This window comes from Hymenobacter metallilatus (genome assembly GCF_003944705.1).
Taxonomy (GTDB): Bacteria; Bacteroidota; Bacteroidia; order Cytophagales; family Hymenobacteraceae; genus Hymenobacter; species Hymenobacter metallilatus.
Genome location: NZ_RWIS01000002.1, coordinates 125,609 through 144,325, shown reverse-complemented (window position 1 = coordinate 144,325; position 18,717 = coordinate 125,609). Strand labels below are relative to the sequence as shown.

General features: G+C 59.7%; 18 protein-coding genes. 2 read left to right on the top strand and 16 right to left on the bottom strand.

Going from position 1 to position 18,717, the window contains the following annotated elements; genetic code table 11:
* Positions 1-54 precede the first annotated feature (54 nt).
* Positions 55-447, bottom strand: coding sequence for a MaoC family dehydratase (locus tag EI290_RS03980; protein ID WP_125427002.1), 393 nt, complete (start codon positions 445-447; stop codon positions 55-57).
* A 79-nt stretch (positions 448-526) separates the two neighbouring features.
* The gene (locus tag EI290_RS03975) at positions 527-1,663 is read right to left on the bottom strand and encodes a glycosyltransferase family 4 protein (RefSeq protein ID WP_125427000.1); all 1,137 of its coding nucleotides are present in this window, start codon (positions 1,661-1,663) and stop codon (positions 527-529) included.
* A 183-nt stretch (positions 1,664-1,846) separates the two neighbouring features.
* Here EI290_RS03975 and EI290_RS03970 point away from each other — a divergent pair, with 183 nt between their 5' ends.
* Both EI290_RS03970 and rffA read left to right on the top strand, forming a co-directional pair.
* Positions 1,847-2,785: a glycosyltransferase family 2 protein gene (locus tag EI290_RS03970; protein ID WP_125426998.1), complete on the top strand. Its 939-nt coding sequence runs from the start codon at positions 1,847-1,849 to the stop codon at positions 2,783-2,785.
* On the top strand, positions 2,782-3,957 hold the full coding sequence (rffA, locus tag EI290_RS03965; protein WP_125426996.1) for a dTDP-4-amino-4,6-dideoxygalactose transaminase: 1,176 nt from the start codon (positions 2,782-2,784) through the stop codon (positions 3,955-3,957). The genes EI290_RS03970 and rffA overlap by 4 nt, the downstream gene beginning before the upstream one ends.
* On the opposite strand, the gene EI290_RS03960 is transcribed toward rffA, so the two are convergent.
* Genes EI290_RS03960 through EI290_RS03895 form a run of 14 tightly spaced genes read right to left on the bottom strand, consistent with a single transcriptional unit; the run spans position 3,950 to position 18,688 of the window.
* On the bottom strand, positions 3,950-5,086 hold the full coding sequence (locus EI290_RS03960; protein ID WP_125426994.1) for a glycosyltransferase family 4 protein: 1,137 nt from the start codon (positions 5,084-5,086) through the stop codon (positions 3,950-3,952). The genes rffA and EI290_RS03960 overlap by 8 nt on opposite strands.
* The gene (locus EI290_RS03955) at positions 5,086-6,351 is read right to left on the bottom strand and encodes a glycosyltransferase (RefSeq protein WP_125426992.1); all 1,266 of its coding nucleotides are present in this window, start codon (positions 6,349-6,351) and stop codon (positions 5,086-5,088) included. The genes EI290_RS03960 and EI290_RS03955 overlap by 1 nt, the downstream gene beginning before the upstream one ends.
* On the bottom strand, positions 6,348-7,562 hold the full coding sequence (locus EI290_RS03950; protein WP_125426990.1) for a glycosyltransferase family 4 protein: 1,215 nt from the start codon (positions 7,560-7,562) through the stop codon (positions 6,348-6,350). The genes EI290_RS03955 and EI290_RS03950 overlap by 4 nt, the downstream gene beginning before the upstream one ends.
* 4 nt (positions 7,563-7,566) lie before the next feature.
* Positions 7,567-8,736: a glycosyltransferase family 61 protein gene (locus EI290_RS03945; protein ID WP_125426988.1), complete on the bottom strand. Its 1,170-nt coding sequence runs from the start codon at positions 8,734-8,736 to the stop codon at positions 7,567-7,569.
* A 38-nt stretch (positions 8,737-8,774) separates the two neighbouring features.
* A complete protein-coding gene (locus EI290_RS03940) occupies positions 8,775-10,322 on the bottom strand; it encodes a lipopolysaccharide biosynthesis protein (protein ID WP_125426986.1) in 1,548 nt (515 codons plus the stop codon).
* Between the two features lie 39 nt (positions 10,323-10,361).
* Positions 10,362-11,291 carry a glycosyltransferase gene (locus EI290_RS03935; protein WP_125426984.1) on the bottom strand — a complete coding sequence of 310 codons (930 nt, stop codon included), beginning with the start codon at positions 11,289-11,291 and terminating at the stop codon, positions 10,362-10,364.
* Positions 11,288-11,887: an acyltransferase gene (locus tag EI290_RS03930; protein WP_125426982.1), complete on the bottom strand. Its 600-nt coding sequence runs from the start codon at positions 11,885-11,887 to the stop codon at positions 11,288-11,290. The genes EI290_RS03935 and EI290_RS03930 overlap by 4 nt, the downstream gene beginning before the upstream one ends.
* A complete protein-coding gene (locus tag EI290_RS03925) occupies positions 11,874-12,287 on the bottom strand; it encodes a sugar 3,4-ketoisomerase (RefSeq protein WP_125426980.1) in 414 nt (137 codons plus the stop codon). The genes EI290_RS03930 and EI290_RS03925 overlap by 14 nt, the downstream gene beginning before the upstream one ends.
* A gap of 7 nt (positions 12,288-12,294) precedes the next feature.
* Entirely contained in the window at positions 12,295-13,398 is a 1,104-nt protein-coding gene (locus EI290_RS03920) for a DegT/DnrJ/EryC1/StrS family aminotransferase (protein WP_125426979.1), read from the bottom strand.
* Between the two features lie 46 nt (positions 13,399-13,444).
* Entirely contained in the window at positions 13,445-14,656 is a 1,212-nt protein-coding gene (locus tag EI290_RS03915; RefSeq protein ID WP_125426978.1) for a glycosyltransferase family 4 protein, read from the bottom strand.
* Complete coding sequence (locus EI290_RS03910; protein WP_125426976.1) at positions 14,656-15,651, bottom strand: NAD-dependent epimerase/dehydratase family protein; 996 nt, start codon at positions 15,649-15,651, stop codon at positions 14,656-14,658. The genes EI290_RS03915 and EI290_RS03910 overlap by 1 nt, the downstream gene beginning before the upstream one ends.
* Before the next feature lie 59 nt (positions 15,652-15,710).
* Positions 15,711-16,700 carry a glycosyltransferase family 2 protein gene (locus tag EI290_RS03905; RefSeq protein WP_125426974.1) on the bottom strand — a complete coding sequence of 330 codons (990 nt, stop codon included), beginning with the start codon at positions 16,698-16,700 and terminating at the stop codon, positions 15,711-15,713.
* Positions 16,701-16,714: 14 nt separating this feature from the next.
* Positions 16,715-17,881, bottom strand: coding sequence for a glycosyltransferase family 4 protein (locus tag EI290_RS03900; protein WP_125426972.1), 1,167 nt, complete (start codon positions 17,879-17,881; stop codon positions 16,715-16,717).
* An 18-nt stretch (positions 17,882-17,899) separates the two neighbouring features.
* Entirely contained in the window at positions 17,900-18,688 is a 789-nt protein-coding gene (locus tag EI290_RS03895) for a glycosyltransferase family 2 protein (protein WP_125426970.1), read from the bottom strand.
* Between the last annotated feature and the right edge of the window lie 29 nt (positions 18,689-18,717).

The window sequence follows — 18,717 nt, the reverse complement described above, 5'->3', positions numbered from 1 at the left end:
GGCAAGCAACGGCCGGCTTCTTGGATGGAGCCGGCCACGGTTAAAGCAGGTAAATCAGGCGTATTTCATGGTGGCCTCGCCCGTCAGCACGAGCTTGCCGTCCTGGTTTACGCAGGTGGTTTGCAGGGTGGCAATGTGCTTTTCCTCGTTGAGCGTCAGCACTTCCACCTGGGCCGTAATAGTGTCGTTCAGGAAAACCGGCTTCAGAAACTTAAACGTCTGCCCCATGTAGATGGCCCCCGGCCCCGGCAGCTGCGTGCCCAGCACCGCGCTGATGAGCGAGCCATACAGCATACCGTGGCTGATGCGCTGCCCGAACAGGCTCTGCTGCGCGTACTCCTCATCCAGATGCACTGGGTTGGTATCCAGGGAAAGTTGCGCGAAGGCACGCACGTCGGCGTCGGTAATGGTTTTGGAGAGCTGGGCTTTCTGGCCGATTTCTAACATAGCACAGGAAAAAGATGAAGTGGCAAGGTACGGCCCCCGCCGCAGAAGCTACCATCCGGCAGCCGGCCCGCTTACGCAACTACTGGTGGGCAGTTGCCGGCACAGCGGCCGAGTTGGTGGCTACCTGGGGCAAACCGGCATCAGCGGCCGAAAACAGCCGGATAAAATTCTCGGTATTCGAGAGCACCGAGTACCGCTCCCGCACCGTGCGCTGGGCGTTGGCCCCCAGGCGGCGGCGCAGCTCGGCGTCCTCAATCAGCCGGGCCAGGGCCTGGTACCAGTCGTCCTCGGTTTCGCAGAGGAAACCATCCACGTTATTAGTCACGATTTTGGTGTTCACGCCCACCGGCGAGGCCACCGCCGGAATACCCAACGACATGTACTGCAAGGCCTTGAACCCGCATTTACCCAACGACAACGGGCTGATTTTCTCTTCCAGCGGCATCACCCCGGCGTTGAACTGCACCAGGTCGGCAATTTCGGTGGCCTTCTGCCAGGGCACGTAGTCGAAGCTCTTAAGGTCGAGCTGCGGGTCCTGGTTGGAGATGACGCGGAAGGTGAAGTCGTATTTTTCCTCCAGCCGGCGCAGCACGGGCAGCAGAGAGGCCAGGTACACCATGTTGGAGTGGGTGCCCGTCCAGCCCAGCACCACCTTTTCGCTGGTTTGCGGGTTGGTGCGGTTGTGCAGGTTCACCGTGTCGATGGTGGTGGGGTTGAGCACCACGCGGGGGTTGAACTGCCGGGCGTAGTCGCAGAGGAAGTCGTTGCCGCAGCTCACCTTGTAGCTCCAACGGCAGATGGAGGCCACCTTGCTGTGCCACTTCACCACGGCCGCCATTTGGTTATGCTTCGAGGTAAGAGCCATCCAGATGGCGTCGTCGAAGTCGTAGATGATCTTCTTACCCAGCAGCTTCGCCACTACCCACTCAAAAATGGGCGGACCGATGGGCGTTATTTCGCGGTGAATGAATACGTAGTCGTGGCCGGGCACTTCCAGCATGTGCTTCACGCGCCGCCCGAACCCCTTCACGATACCCCATATTTTGGCGGCCTGATGGCCGGGCTTGTACAGAATCCGCCAGGTAGCCAGGTCGAGGAAGGAACGCTCGGTGTAGGCAATGCCCCGTTCCTGCAGGGCCGGAAAGTACTGCTCAAACCGGAAACGTTGCGACGGGGCTTCCCCGGCTGGATACGGGGTCAGAAAGAGAATCTTCATTCGAAAAGTATAGCGAACAATGGCCCGCAGACCGGAGTAGCCAGCTCACACTCAGCCGGTACAACTGGCGCCACTCATACGGTAAGGCGCCGCAAAAGTACGAAACTATTCCGGCGCCTTACCGGGCAGCCAGCCACTCAGCTACTGCCAAGTGGCTATATTTGACGGTATCTCCCCTTGCACATGCCTGCACCCGCCCCGCTGCTCTCCGTTGTGATTCCTGTGTATCAGGCTGGTCCGGTACTGGCTACGCTGCTGCAACGCCTGCAACAGACGCTGGAACCCCTGGCAGCACCCTACGAGTTTGTGCTGGTAGACGACGCCAGCCCCGACCCTACGGATTGGCCTACCATCCAACAGCACGCGGCACACGATGCACGTACGCGGGGCCTGCGCTTGTCGCGCAACTTTGGGCAGCATCATGCCCTCACGGCCGGTCTGGAAGCCAGCCGGGGCGAATGGATAGTGGTAATGGACTGCGACCTGCAGGATCAGCCGGAGGAAATTCCGCGGTTGCTGGCCAAAGCCCGGGAGGGCTACGAAGCTGTAGTGGGTCGCCGGGGTACCCGCACCGACGGGGCCGCCGTACGGGGCAGCTCCCGGCTATTTTATACGGTGCTGGGCTACCTTACCGGCGAACCACAGGATCCGGAAGTAGGCAATTTCGGCATCTATCATCGGCAGTTGATTGATACGGTGCTGCGCCTGCGCGAGAGCACACGCTACTTTCCTACCATGGTGCGTTGGGCCGGCTACCGGCAAACTGCACTGCCGGTAGCGCACGGAGCAGCTACCCGGCCCTCCTCCTATTCGCTAACCCGTCGCCTGCAGCTGGCCCTCGATATTCTGCTCACGTACTCCGATAAGCCTCTGCGGCTGGCGGTGTATTTCGGGCTGCTGCTGTCAGGTGGGGCCTTTCTGCTGGGGTTGGTAATGCTGAGCCGTTACCTGCTGGGCCAGATTACGGTGCCCGGCTATGCCAGCCTCATTATAAGCATCAGCCTGTTCTCTGGTATCATAATTTCGGTGCTGGGCGTTGTGGGCCTGTACGTAGGCAAAACGTTTGAAGGAGTGCGCAACCGGCCCCTGTACGTAGTAGCCGAAACCACTGCGGCGGCATGATTCCTTCTTCTCTCCCACCCGATTTTATTCCCTTCAACCGGCCTCACCTGGCAGGACCCGAGTTGGAATACATCCGGCAGGCCGTAGCGGCGGGCAAGCTGTCCGGCAACGGCTGGTTTACCCAGCGCTGCCAGCAGTTTTTTGAGCAGCAGTATGGCATGGTGAAGGCCCTGCTGACCACCAGTGGCACCGATGCGCTGGAAATGGCCGCCCTGCTGCTCAATATTCAGCCTGGCGACGAGGTAATTGTGCCCAGTTATACCTTTACCTCCACGGCCAACGCCTTCGTGCTACGCGGGGCCCGCATTGTGTTTGCCGACAGCCGCCCCGACCATCCGAACCTGGACCTGGCGCAGGTAGAAGCTCTCATCACGCCCCGCACCCGCGCTATCGTGCCGGTACACTACGGTGGTACCGCCTGCGACATGGCGGGTATTATGGCGCTGGCAGAACGGTATACCTTATGGGTGGTGGAAGACGCGGCCCAGGCCATAGAAGCCACGTACCAAGGGCGGCCGTTGGGTACGCTAGGCCACCTCGGGGCCTTCTCCTTCCACGAAACCAAAAATCTGAGTGCCGGGGAAGGTGGGATGCTGGCTATAAATGACCCCATTCTGGCTGCCCGGGCCGAAATTCTCTGGGAGAAAGGCACCAACCGCGCCGCGTTTGCCCGGGGCGAAGCTGCCCGCTACGAGTGGGTGGATGTGGGCTCCTCTTTCCTGCCTTCGGAGCTGAACGCGGCCTATCTGTGGGCGCAGTTGGAACACCGGCAGGCTATTCAGCAGCGGCGACGGCAACTCTGGGAAGCCTACGCAGCAGCGTTGGTTCCGCTGGCCGCTGCCGGTTGTTTTCAGTTACTCCCGGTTTCTGCTGAAGGCCAGCAGAACTGGCACCTGTTTGCGTTACTCTGCCACACCGAGGCTGAACGGGACGCTTTATTGGCGCATTTGCGGACCCGGAATATCCTGGCGGTTTTTCATTACCTGCCGCTTCACAGCAGCCCCTACTATACCGCCCGGCACGACGGACGTGCCCTCCCCCACGCCACCCGTTTCGGACAGACGCTCGTGCGCCTGCCCCTCTACCATGATCTGCAACCGGAGCAACAGCAACGGGTAACAGAAGCTGTTGAGTCATTCTACAGGTATCCCGGCCGCTTGCCCTCTAGTTGAGTACTCCGGCGTATAGCTGGCCGAGTTGCTCGTAGCTGGATTCCGGGCGGAACTTGTGGCGCACAAACTCCCGGCCGGCCGCCGCGAACCGCTGGCGCAGCCCGGCATCGGCGGCCAGCTCCAGCAGAGCCTGTGTCATGGCGGGCACGTCGCGGTTGGGCACCAGCAGCCCGGAGCGACCCGATTCGAACAGCTCGGCGGGGCCGCCGCAGTCGGTGGCAATCAGGGGCGTACCGAAGTACAGCGCATCAAGACAGGTGAGCGAAAACGACTCCGACTCGGAGAAGTTCAGCACAATGTCGGCCTGCTTGATGGCGGCTTCCACGTCCTCCACAAAGCTGCCAAATGTCACGACTTGCTGTAAGCCAGCCGCGGCTACGGCCGCTTCCAGCTGCTGCCGGTACGCACGGTTTTTCTCCAGGCCCATGTCGCCACCGGCGAAGTGCAGGCGCAGGTCAGGCTGCTGTGGATAAGCGGCTTTGAAGGCTTCCACGGCGAAATTCTGGCCTTTACCGGGAATATAATTGCCCAGAAACAGCACCCGCACGCTACCATCGGGCCGGGGTGCGAGGTCAGTGGGCGGGTACTTCTCCCCTTCCGGCACCGGATCGAAAATGACGCTGATATGCGGCAGCGGCTGAAAATACGAGTACACCGCCCGCGACACGCATATTACCCGCTGGGCCAGGTGCTCGGCCACCCAGCGCCAGGTGCGGGCCAGGGGCTGCATCTGGGTGTGGGGCAGAAACCGAACGTGCGTTACCAAAGGCAGGCCGGTAAGCAGGCGGGCCACTACGCCGGTGAGGTTGTAGAAGTCGTTCATGTGCACCGCCGCCGCCCGCTCCCGGCGCAGCAGCGCGGCCAGTCGCCACCCATTTAGCAGCAGCATCGGCACATACAGCAGCAGGTTGCGCACCCGCTTACTGATTTCCACAAACGGCAACTCGTGCACCCGGTAGCCCGCTGCCTCCAGCACGGCGCGGCCCCGGCTCCCGGTGGGCAGCACGTACACAAACTCGTACCGGTCGCGCAGGCGGTCGGTGGCGTTGCGGATGGCCATGAGGGCTCCGGTCACGGCCGTGGAGTTGTCGGCAATGAGGATAACGGGCTTGGTCGTCGGCTGGGGCATTAGTGTGCGAGTACGTCTTCGAGTACGGCCACCCACTGGCGGAAAATCTTTTCCCGGGTGAAATCCTGCATACGCTGGCTGGCCAACCGGCCCAGCCGCTCCCGCTCGGCCTCGTCGCCGAGCAGCTGGTAGAGCGTTTCGGTCCACACGCGCTGGTCGGCGGCCAGGGTGGTGGGTTGGTTGAGCATGGGCATCAGTACTCCAAACTCGGCCTTTTCGGCGTCCCGGATGGCGGGGCGGGGCGTGCCAGTGCTGGGGGCCAGGATTTCGCGGGGGCCGGTGGGACAGTCAGTGGTTACGGCCGGCACGCCGCAAATCATTGCCTCCCCGAGGGCCATCGGGAACCCTTCCCAGGCCGAGGGAAATACAAACAGCGAAGCCGGCCGGATGTACTTGAACGGGTTCTGCTGGAGGCCCAGAAAATATACGTCGTAGTCGGGCGTGAGGGTAGTGGCCGGGTCCCAGGCTTCGTACACGCGCAGGCCCAGCCGGCGGGCGTGGCCGGTAAGGTCGTCGCGCAACTCCCCGTCACCCACGAACACCAGCTTGGCTGGCCGCCGCTTGATGAGGGCCGCAAATGAGTCGAGCAGCGGGGCCTGGTTTTTCTGGATAGTGAGGCGGCCCGAGGTGACGAGCACCGGCGCGGCGTCGTACACGGCCTGTTCCTGGGCCGTCAGCGGCTCCCGGGCCTTGGCCTCAATCTGGGCTACCTCGAAGAAATTGTTGATGGTGACCAGCTTCTCGGGCTTCACTCCAAAACCCTCAATCAGCTCTGGATTAATATCACGGCTCACCGTCACGATTTTATCGGCGCGGTTGTAAAGGCCGGGCATCAGCACCTTCTTGCGCAGCCAGCCTACCAGGCCGGTAATATTGCCGTCGTGCAGCTTGGAGCCGTGGATGCAGAGCACCACTTTTTCGGAGCCTTTGCTGAGCAGATTCACGTAGTCGGCCCCTTCCAGATGACTCACGCACACATCGGCCCGCAGCCGACGCTTGAGGGCCCGCAGCCGCCCGATGCGGCGGCCAAAGTTGCGGATTTTGTCGGCCGGGCTGCCGCCACCATCGACCTCCAGGCTCAGCATCTCGTTGCCGCTGGGGTACATGTTGCCGCCTTCCATGTTGAACACGGCTTCCGTGACGTGGTAGTGTTTGGCCAGCTCCACGCTATGGTCGTGAAACACGCGCTGCGCCCCGCCCAGGCCCAGGTTCGGAATCAGGAGAAGCAGGTTACGGAGCGGGTGGCCGGGGGCAGGTGTACTCATGCAGATTGGGGGTGGGCGGCGCGGGCCTGCCGGAAAAGATCTTCGTAAGCGGCCAGGCAATAGTTCATGCGGAATTTCTCGAACGCCAGCGGGGCGCGGCGCTGATGCTCGGCCAGCAGCGTCGGCTGCGTCAGGTAGGCCCGCATGGCCTCCGTAAGCTGGTTGGGGTCGGTGAGCTGCCAGTTGGCCTGGTCCAGCACTACCCCGGCCAGGCCGGCCTCGGAGTCCAGCATGGCCGGCACCTCGCCGATGCGGCTGGCAATGACGGGCTTACCGCAGGAAAGGTACTCAGCAATAGAGTTTGGCAGACTCTCGGCGTGGAAGTAGCTGGGCAGCAGCCCCACATCGAACAGGTCAACCCAATCAATGGGATTACGCGAGAAGCCGGTGAAGTGAATCCGCTCGTGCGGGTGCTCTGCGCGCAGCTGGTTGAGGTAATCACTCTCCCCTACCAGCACCAGATGCAGCTCGGGGTGGGCGGCTTCCAGAGCCAGAAACGAGTTGACGGCGTGGGCCCAGCCTTTTTCCGGAATACCCCGCGCCACCATCCCAAACACTTTGGCTTCGGCCGGAATACCCAGTGCGGCCCGGGTATGTTGCGGCTTTTCGGCCGAAAACTGCCCGTCGAAACCGTTGTAGATTTTGCGGTTCAGCAGCTTGTTCAGTGGGCGCACTCCCTGCTGCTCGAATATCTCCAGGTTTTTGGCCGTGAGGTACACGACGGCCGCCGCCTGCTGCAGCGCGAAATTGCCCTTGGGCGTAACTTCCGGTGCATCAGCCTTGTGCAGAAACAGCTCGTAGCAGCCGTGCATAGTGATGACCAGCGGAACGCCCAGCCCTTCGGCCGCCTTGGCCGCCACGTAATCGGCCTTGATGGTGTGGCTGTTTATCACGTCGGGCTGCAGGTGCTGAATCGTCTGGCGCAGGTGGCGGATAACCTGCTCCTCCCGCAGCCAGTCGGGGCGGCCAAGGCGGCGGCCCAGCCCGGCGGCTTTGCGCAGCACCGCATCCAGCCCCGGCGACGCAGCCCCGTAGGAAATCACCGGCACATCGGGGGCCAACTGCCGCACCAGATTCTGGTTGACCAGATGCGCGTACTGATCATACAAGTGCACCTGATGGCCGGCCACGTGCAGGGCCTGGGCCAGGCGCAGGGCGAAAGTCTGGGCCCCGCCGGTACGCAGGTCCTCCAGAACGATGAGGATTTTCATAGCCTTAGGAAACAGCTGAAACTGCCGGGAGTTCCGTGAGGCCGTACACCCGCCCGGGGTGCTGGTTGCCGAGCATCCGCTCCACAGCCGCTTCCACAGCTGCCACGTCTACGGGGTATTCTTTTCCGTCACGCATGTCACCGCCCACAATTACGTCGTAATACTTCAGGCCCATGGTATAAGCCTGCCAGTAATAAAGCGGCTGCAGGTAGTTGCGGGGCATGATTTCGATGACGTGGCTGTGGGCGTAGTTCATGAAGAACTGCTGAATCATGCCGGCTCCGTGCAGGGCCACCAGGTATTCGGTTTCCTGGAACAGCTGGGCCTGCTGCTCAATAGTGAGGTTTTCGGCAAACATTTCCTCGAAGCCATGGCGCTTGAGCATATCCACCACTTCCTGCTCGTTATCCAAGTAGCGGCCGTAGCGGTTCCGGTCCCGGTTCAGGAACACCTTACGCCAGGGCTTCACGTCGGGCATGGCGTACAGCTCGCGCATGGTGCGCCAGGCGGCCGGACTGTAGGGCGCGGTTTGCAGCTTGTAGAGCTTTTTCACCTGCACCCATTCCTGGTCGCCCACCACGTACCAGTTTAGCTGCCGCAGTTGGGCGCTGCGCTGGTACAGATACTGGAAGTACACCGTGTCATACATCTTCTTGGTGATGAGCACGGGCGTATCCAGCGGCAGTTTGCTGCGCTCCAGCTGTTGCAGGCTGATGAGAGCATCCACCAGATGATGGAAATAGTTGCGGGTCGCCGAGCCATCGTACCAGATGGCGGTGGCCAGCTTAGTGGTGTTGGCCGGCCGCAGCAGGTAGGGCAGAATGTAGGGGTACTGCCGGTCGTGCTTGTACACTACAGTCTGTTCCACCACTTCCCGCCCCGCCCGGATACCCAGCAGCCGCTCCGGCTCCAGCAACACGTCATCCACTTCCACCACAAAGCTTTCCTGCATGGTCCAGCGCTTATTGTCCTCGGCAATAAACTTGGTGAACACCGGATCCGCGAACTGCGTGGGCACGTCGGCAAACACGTCGGTGGTTTCGCGGTAAAGGTAGCGGAAGCCCGCACCTTCGGCCCGGTTGGTCCAGTAGCGGGCCGCCGCTTTGCGGCCCAGGCCGGTGCGCCAGAGTACGGTGCGGGTGGCTTTGGAGAGGAAGCTGGAAATGGAGGTCATAGCAGGCGAGAAAACGGCCGCGTGCGCGGCCGTTGGGGTTAAGATTGAACCAGCAGGTAGCGGCGGAAGCGGAGCGGCACGTATTCGCCCAGCGGCTTGCGCAGGTACACCAGCCACACGAAGATGCCCATCAGCAGCGAGACTACCGCCCCGATGGGCAGGAACCACAGCCAGTTATTGAAGAACGGTACCGCATCCAGCGCCCTGACCAGGAAGTAGATGGCTATGCCGGCCGCACTCACGCCCAGCGTAGGCCCCAGAATGGGGCGCACCAGAGAGTCCATCAGCGAAATTTCGAGGTGTTTGCGCAGCAGAAACGGAATGTACCATACCGATGTGAGCAGCGCGGCCAGAATAGTACCAAGCAAAATACCACTCATGCCCAGCATCTGTCCCAACGTGATGGAGAGGGCCAAATTCAGAGCAGCCTCCACCATAGCGGCAAAGCTAATGGGCCGGGCAATGCCTTTGGCATTCAGGAAAAATACCCCGGTGCGGGTAATGGTCTGCTGCACCATAATAATCAGAGCCAGCACCAGCACCTGCTGGCCAGCAAAGAAATCAGGCCCTACCCAGAGGCGGATAAACCACTCATCCAACGCCAGCATCAGCCAGAACGCCGCCAGACTCATTACCACAATCAGCAGCATCATGCGGTGGAAATACACCCGGGCCCGGGCAGGACCTTCGTGCACCACTATTTCAGCCACAGCGGGCAGGGCATTTTCCGTCACGCGGCCCAGCAGGTTCATGCCCACCTCGGGAATGCGCACCGTAAGCGAGAATACCGCCACCAACGCCAACGACAAGACCTTGCCGATTACCAGCCGGTCGGTGTACAGGATAACCTGCGTGGCCAACCCATGCAGAAACATGAAGAACCCGTAACCCAGCATAGAGTGCGTCAGGGCCTTATCGTAAAATCTGGGGCGAATCTGCACGTTGGGATAATACCGGCGCAACAGCCAGACCTGTACCACCCCATTGCCGAACAACTGAAACAGGTTGGCATACACAAACGTCCAGAGACCCACCCCGCGCCAGAGTAGCAGCAGCGTCAGGCCAGTGGTGAGCAGGTTGACGGCAAAGATGGGCGTGGCAATGAGGGCCTGCCGGTGATGCGCAAAAAAGATACCGCCCAAACCGCGCTGAATGAACTGCCCGCCCACCAGCAAACTCAGGGTAATGACGATGGGCACCGCCGGGGCTGCCAGTTCGGGCCGCAGGTCGTATGCTTTGGGCAGCAGCGGAGCCAGACTGATGCCCAGCACGGCCACCAGCAGCCCGAACCCGGCCGCCACCAGCACCCCCGTCGACATAATGCGGTTTACCATCAGGCGGTTGTGCTCGTCGTCGCCCCGGTGCAGGGCCAGGTTGCGGATGACGGCCGAGGAAAGCCCGAAATCGAACAGGGCCAGGTAGTTGACTATCTGAAAGAAGATGATAGACAACCCGTAGGCATCTTTATCCAGGTATTTCACCATCAGAGGTGTGCTGACGATGGACACCACCATCGAAATGACGGTGAAGGCCTGCGTCGAGACAGTACCCCAGAAGGCAGATTTGGTACGGGAAATTTCAGCCATGAAAAACTACTGGTAACAATCGGAAGCCCTCTACGGACTTCAGCGGCCCGTGGCGCGGCGCAGAGCCGAATATTTTACGCCAAGCCGCGCCATCAGCCAGAATAAGGCTATTTTGGGCAGGCGGGTTTCCTGAAAGGCAAACCACAACCGCGCTGGCGCTTCCGGCCCCCCACTGGCGTAGTAGTGTTCGGCATGATCGGCCAGGCTATAGCGGGCAGCGGCCCACTCCTCAGGTCCTTCGAAGTAGCCCTTCCGGTAGATGCGGAAATAGGTTTCGTTGAGGGCCAGCTTGTTAGTATGGATGGCGGAGGCATTATGGACCCGATAGGAGCCCAGGCTGGCGGGCAGATATGCAAATCGGGATACCCGAGAGAGCCTAAGCCACATATCCAGATCTTCCGAAAACAGCGTCTCATCGTAAGGTCCGGCCTGGTCCATAGCAGAGCGACGGACAGTAGTCGTTAGGGCTGGCAGATAAAACCCTGTTAGCAGCGGAACAATCAAATTGCCTTCGGGAGGGTGTAGTGCAAATTTGGGGTCAAAGAACTCCAAAAAACTGGCAGCCAACTCTTTACCCTGCGAATCAATTACCCGGCAGTCTGAGTAGATAGCGCCGCAGGATGCCCCCTGTCGCTCAAATTCCGCTACCGTCAATTCAATCATTTGAGGATCCAGCACATCGTCTGAACCTACTAAAGAGATGTACTTACCCGTGGAGAGGCGGCGGCAGTCACTAAAGGTCCGGGTAATGCCTTGATTCTTCTCGTGACACAGCAACTTTACCGGGTAGCCGGTGCGCTGAGCCCAGGATTGAATTACCTCCACCGAATTATCAGGCGAGCAATCATCGACAACGATAAGCTCAATTGCCGTATGGGTCTGACAGCGTATGCTCTCCAATAACTCCTCCACATACAGTGCATTGTTGTAAGAGGCAATACCGATGCTTACTAACGGCAGTTCATTCATACAGCAGACAACGGGACCAAACCAGCCGCAGTTTCTTGGTATCGACTCCCTGTTTCAGGAGATATCCAGATGCCTTCCTCAGCAGCCGATAACTTATGACCATTCTCATCTACCCAACCGTGCTGCCGGGCTGGATTACCGTATACCAATGCATAGTCCCTTACGTTCCGGGTGATAACTGAACCTATTCCGGAAAGGGCGTAACGCCCTACCGTCACACCAGCCAGCACGGTGGAATTTGCCCCAATTGAAGCACCCTGTTGAATAAGAGTAGAAGCTAGAACGAAATTGGTATTCTTGCTTCGCGGATGCAAATCATTTGTAAAGACCACATTAGGCCCGAGAAACACATTATCCTCAAGAGTAACACCTTTCCAGAGGTAAATACCGCATTTCAGCGTCACATTGCTCCCAATGACCACCCCATTTTCCACAAAGCAATGGTCACAAATGGTACTGTTCGTACCAATGCTGACGCCGTCCAGTACGTGTACAAATGCCCAGATCAATGTTCCAGCCCCGATGTCGGTAGTTTCTACCAACGACGCGGGATGTACATAGTAGGAAGGCGGAGTACCGGCGTTAGGAATAGGCATGTTGTAGCTTTTTGAACTCTGAATATTCCCGGATATAATCGTCTTCGGTGTATTCCTCTGACGCCAAGCACATTAACACGGCTTGATCAGAGAAGGTAATATCACGCCAATAAAGACGCGGAACATACAAACCCTGATCAGGCTGGGAAAGCATAAACTCGTGCTTGTCACCCTTTACGCCTTCCAAGGACAAACCTATTTGTCCGTTAACAGCAAAAATTAACTGTTCCAAGTCATGGTGGGCATGCCCACCCCGAATTGTATCTGGTGGCACTTGATAGGTCCAGTATACCCGCTGAATTGCAAAGGGTAAGCCGGAGCGCTGTGCTACCGTCAGATACCCAATGGCATCCGAGCCCATACGGGCAAAGTCCAGCAGGCACGGAACCGTTGAAAACATAAACAGTCTAGTTGAAAAACGAGCGGACGGCATCGGCTACGGCAGCTACGTGCTCTTCCGTCATGCCGGGCCACATGGGCAGGCTGAGGCTGGTAGCGGCCAGCTCTTCAGCAATGGGGAACCGTCCGGCCGGCAGCTGCAAATGCGCGTACGCCTGCTGCATGTGCGGTGGTACCGGGTAGTGAATGAGCGTGCCAATGCCCTGAGCCGCTAAATGCTGCTGCAAAGCGTCGCGCTGGTTTGTGCGCACCACGTAGAGGTGATATACGTGGGTGCTGCCGGCCGCCACTACGGGCAGTTGCAGTCCCTCAATACCGGCCAACAAGTCATTATATCGGGCGGCCACCTGCTGGCGCTGCCGGGTCCAGTCCGGTAGGTACGGCAGCTTCACCGACAGCACGGCGGCCTGCATCTCATCGAGCCGGGAGTTGTAGCCGATTACCTCGTTGTAATATTTCTTCTGGGAGCCGTAGTTGCGCAGGCTGCGCAGGCGCTGGGCTATTTCCGCGTCGTTGGTAGTAATGGCTCCGCCGTCGCCGAGAGCTCCCAGGTTTTTGCCCGGGTAGAAGCTCGTGCCGTTGGCATTACCAAAGCTACCGGTGAGGCCTCCATCGGCGGTGGCGCCCTGCGCCTGGGCATTATCTTCAACGACCACCAGATTGTGGCGACGCGCAACGGCCATAATGGCTGTCATCTCGCAGGCCTGCCCGTACAGATGTACCGGCATAATAGCCTTCGTGCGGGGTGTAATGGCGGCCTCAATCAGGGCTGGATCAAGGTTATAGGTAGTCGCGCTGGGCTCTACTGGCACCGGCGTGGCTCCTACGAACGATACTGCCAGCCAGGTAGCAATGTAGGTGTTGGAAGGTACGATTACCTCGTCGCCGGGGCCGATGTTAAGGGCAATCAGCGACAGGTGCAACGCATCCAGCCCGTTGGCCACTCCCACGCAATGTTCTACCTGATTGAATGCCGCGTAGGCCGCTTCAAAATCGGTTACGGCCTGGCCCAATACGTACCACTGGCTGTCGTACACCCGGGCAATGGCCGCCAGCACCTCCTCCCGGATAGGGTGATGCTGGGGCGAGAAAGAAAGGAATGGAATCTGCATGAGCGGTAAAAATCGGAGGGCAAAGGTACGGGATTGTCCGGCTACATCAGGAATGTGCCAACGGTACCTTCGTATTAACAGGCGGCCAGAGCTTACGATTGATCAACTCCTGCCGAAGCTGTGTAGCCCACCGGTCCCAGTTTAAAACAGTTTCGTAGCGCTGCCGGGCAGCGGCCCGCATTTGCTGGTAAGCGGCTTCGTTCTGGAACAAGGCCAGAATAGCCGCCGCAAAATCGGGGCCAGTAGCACTAAGCGGTAGCATCAGTCCGGTCTTGCCCTGCTCCACGAAGCTGGCAATTCCGCCGACGTCGGTCGTTACGACAGGAAGTCCGAAAGAGTTGGCATCGGCGAAGGCAATAGCGGCGCACTCAGCCCGGGAGGGCAGAATAAAGAAATCAGCCGTTCGGAACAGGCTGTCTAGGCGAGCTAGGTCGGCCGGCTCGCCCATGTTCAGGTAAGGAATGGTAGTGAAGCCGGGGTGCTGGTAACGGGCCGCCTCGTGGGCCGGGGGTGCACAGCCCACCACTGTGAGCGTGGCGGGCACGCCCATTTCGTTGAGGGCCACCATAGCGTCGTAGGCAATGGCCCCGCCCTTGCGGCCCCACTCGCCGCCCAGCAGAAATAGCCGGCACTCGGCCCCGCGCTCCTTGCCGGCTACCTCCGCCCGCTCCGGCGGCGACGGATAGTTAGCTCCGAACGGAATGACAACCACTTTGGCCGGATCGGCCCCGTAATCCTGAATGGCCGATTGCGCAGCCCACTCCGAAGAGTAGCACACCAGCGCCGCCGCGTCGAGGGCCCGCTTTTCAATGTGGTTCAGTTCCTGCTTCGACACGCTCAGCAGGCCCATCAGGCCGGGGTAAAAATCGATGAGCTGCCGCAGCGTGGAATCCTCGATATAAACAATCGGGGCTTTCGTGTTCAGGTAGGCAATTTCCGTGAAGGAGGCCGGGGCCAGCAGCAAATCGAAGGGCTGGGTCTGGAGCTGGCGGGCAAACCGGCGGGCATACATCCGCGACAACAGCACACTCCAGGCGTGGTGGTAGCGTTTGCCGGTAAGAGGCGTAATCAGGTGCTGGTTGAGCTTGTTGCCGATACGGATGGGCCAGGTCATGGGCACGGGGCCCAGTGCCGTTACCGGCCCCAGCACCCGCTCGGCCGCCCGGAAAATGGAGTAGTGCACCCCCGACCAGGAACGACGATTCAGGGGGTCGGTGCTCGTAAGAAACCCAATGCGGGGCAAGGAAGAACCACTCATTACCCCGCCTTTTGATCTTGGAAGGAAGCATGCGCAGCACGGGAGGCCGCAAACCAGTCCCAGGTCCGTGCCAGGCCGGCCGTAATGCTCAACTGGGGCTGCCAGCCAGTAGTAGCGCTTAGCTTGCTGCAGTCCAGAATATTGGCCGGCACGTCGAAGGGGCGGGCAGGCTGGCGGAGCAGGTGCACGGACCGGCCAGTTGCCGCCGCCAGCGGAGCCAGCAAATCCAGAATCTGTCGATTGGTGAGTCCCTGGCCGCTGCCCAAATTGTACACCTCGCCGGGCAGGCCGCCGTCCAAGGCTGCCACAATGCCGGTTGCCATATCTGCTACGTGCAGGTAGTCGCGCACGGTGCCCTGCTCTCCAAACAATGTCAGCGGCTTACCATCGAGAATGGAGGCAATGGCCGTAGCCACGAAGCCCTGCCCCCCGTAGGGCCGCTGTCCTTCGCCGTAGGCATTGGCAGGCCGCACACACACGATGGGCAGCTGCCGGGTTTCAAAGTACATGTGCGCGTACTTTTCCAGGGCCAGCTTGGTGATGCCGTAAGGGGAAAGCGGCAGCGTGGGGTGGTTTTCGGTGATGGGTACGGCCGGGGTGCGGCCGTACACGGTGCCGCCCGAGGAAATCCAGACGAACTTGCGCAGGTGGGTCATGGACGCGGCCAGCTCGAACAGCCGGACGGTTTCGGGCACGTTCACCAGAATATCGTTGACCGGGTCCTGGAAGCTGGTGCCGGGACTGGTAGCGTAGGCCAGATCTATTACTTCGGTGGCGGCTTCCAGGGCTTCACGCACTACGGTAGTGCCGGCTTCGGGCGCGTTTTCCAGGTAGCGGACTCCGGCCGGCAGCGCCGTTCCCGCATCACCCCGCCCTACTACAATTACCTGGCGGCCCCGGGCCAGCAACTCAGCTACCACAGCGCGCCCAATAAAGCCCGCGCCACCAATTACGCAGGTAACTGGACTGGCAACGGTAGTAGAATCTCCTATCATGGACGCTTATTCTGGATAATGAAGCTTCCGGGCGGGCCGGAAGCTGAAAGTCAATGTGTCTACCCTAGCAGCTTGTCGGCCACGAGCATTTTCAGGCCACTGAACCGGTTTTGCGCAAGCCGGCCCAGTACCAGACCCGCAAAGATACGGGGAAAGCCGGGTTCCGTCCGCTGCATTTCATGCATGAAAGCTTGGTGCCCGCGCCAGGTGAGTGGGGAATAAATGAAGGTATGAAACCACCGCTCTACCAGCATGCGCAGCGCCTGCCGATATACGGCTGGCGCCAGTTCCACCTGAGCCCGCACGTAGCCCAGCACCCGGGCCATTTCCACCAGGTTCCGGCCCTCGGCCAGGGTGTGGGAGCGTACGTTCTGGCCGTGGGAGCGGAAATAGTTGAGGGGCGCGGCCAGGTAGCAAACGTTGGTCTGGAGCATAAACCGGATCCAGTAGAGCCAGTCGCCAGCCAGGCGCATGTCCTCCGGGGCCGGCCCTACGGCCGCCGCGGTGCTGCGGCGCAGCAGCACGGCGCTGGCATTCGGAACGATGTTGGTGATGGGCATGTACTGGCGCACCAACTCGGGGCCGGGGCGGTGGTAGTCGGTGCCACCCAGACCGTCCTCGAACAGCAAGGCCACGCCGGCCCGTTTGCTGTCAGCATCGATGTAGCAGGACTGACAATAGGCCAGGCCGGCATCGGGGTGCGCTTCCAGTTGGCCCACCAACTGCTCCACCAACGTCAGCTCAGCGGCATCGTCGCTTTCTGCAATCCACACGTACTCACCCGTGACCAGCCCTAGTCCCTTGTTCCACTGCCGGAAAGTGCTGCCGCTGTTCTGCTCGTTGAACACCAGCCGGACGCGGGCATCCCGCCGGGCATAGTCCTCCAGAATCGGGCGGCTCTCATCCGTGGAGCAGTCGTCCATCAGAATGATTTCCAGCTGGCGGTAGGTCTGGTTCAGCACGCTGTCCAGCCGCTCGGGCAGGTAGCGGGCGTGGTTGTAGTTGGGAATGATGACAGAAACCGTGGGCTGCTGAGCAGTCATAGGCATACAGGGGTATCTATCTAACCTGCAGAAGAGGTGGACAGAGTGGATTCGATGAGATGAAGAATAGCAGGCCCAACAGCCTCGATGGTATGTTCATCGAGCACACGCTGTCGGGCGGTGCGCCCCAACTGCAGCCGGCGGCGTTCATCCTGCAACAAAGCTATTGTGTTAGCTGCCATAGCCGCCGTATCCAGATAGGGCACTACCACACCGGCGTCGTCGCGCACAAACTCAGGCATTCCCCCCGAGTTGGCAAAGCACAGCACGGGCGTTTCGTACAGGGCCGCTTCCAGGCACACCAGCGGAAACGGGTCTTCGCGGGAGGTGAGCAGAAACACGTCGAAGGCGGCGTAGTAGCTGGCAATATCTGCCTGATTGCCGGCCAGTGTTACACGGTCCTGCAGCCCCAGCAAACGCACATCACGCTGCAACTCCTGGTAAGTGGCCGATTTGGGGTCCCCCCCTACCCAGATGAAATGCACGTTGGGTAGTTGTTGGGCGACTTGCTGCGCTACGGTTAAGAATAGCTCCGGCCCCTTGCGCCAAATCAGCGTGGCCATTCCTCCCACCAGCAACGTACCTGGCTCCAGGCCGTAGCGGGCCCGGATGTCCTGTGCCGGTGGTGTTAGCTGGGCTGGCACAGGACCCGTAAAGTCATAAATAAGGTGCGTACGAGCGGGCTCTACCTCAAACTGCTGAATATAGTACTGCTGTACGGCTTCCGAGCCCATCATGAAGGCATCTACCTGTTCGGCGGCGCGGCGGAATTCCGTAGCCGAGCAGTAATAGAAGGTAATTTCCAGCTCATGCAGACTGCTAATCAGCGGTAGCCGCAACTGTTGTTTCAAGGTGGCGGCGTAACTGAGTGCTACGGCCGTATTGGCAAAAATCAGGTCGGCTTGGAAAGCGCGGGCTATAGCAAGGGCGCGGTCTTCGTGGGAGCGGTAGAACTGGCCCAACCGGTTCCAAGCCCGGATTTGCAGGCTTTGCCCTGGCACGTAAGGCGGGTGAACCACATGTACCTGGGCCACTTCCGCAAACTCCGGCTCCAGGGCTCCACCTTTGAGCAGCAGAATGAGCATTTTGTGCTGGGTATGCTGTTTCAGCCAGCGCATCAGGTGCAGCTGCGTAAAAGGTGCCCCAGTACGGGAAGCTTCGTGCAGAACGAAAAGAAGTCGGGCCATAAACCAGAGTGTAAAAAGTTAGCGCAACTTTCTGAGTAGCGTGAGCAGGCCCGTTTTCTTCAAAAAGGAATATATACTAGAACCTATTTGAAATTCACGTGAGCGTAAAATATCCTGTTTCTCTCGTTCAAGATTATTTGCCCGTTTAATATGGAAGGCTGGTACTAACTGATAGAATGGGTCGTTCTGGGAGGTGCTGCTAATACCTGTCACATCATTGTATAGCACTATATCCCGCTGCATATACTGGGTAAGTAGCGTAGTATCCCGGAAGCAACGGATATTAAAATCCCAATCAGCCACAATCGGGTAGCTAAGATTATAGTTTCCTATCAGGCTGAATATCCGCTGCCGATAGAATATGGTTTGATGGCATAGGTTACCATACGTCAGAAGTCTGTTCAGATCAAAAGGGCCGCCATGTCTGCCATGATTACTTGCCACTATAGCATCCCCGTACACGATGTCGGCGGTAGTTTCTTGCAGCACAGCGGCCACGTCGGCCAGCACCTGCTCGTCGTGCAAGTAATCGTCGGAGCCCAGAAAGTACACCCACTCGCCGGCAGTGCGGGCCAGGGCGCGGTTCATGGCATCATAAATACCCTTGTCCTTTTCTGAAACCCACCGGATGATGCCGGGAGCCTGCTCGGCCGCTGCCTGCACAATGGCCGCGGTACCATCAGTGGAGCCCCCGTCCTGAATCAGGATTTCCACGTCGCGGCAGGTTTGCCCCAGTACACTGTCCAGGCAGCCCCGCAGCGTCGCGGCCGAGTTGAAGGTTGGGATGATGATGCTGAACAACGGCATAAGCGGCAATGAGCAAAAAGTAAAACGAC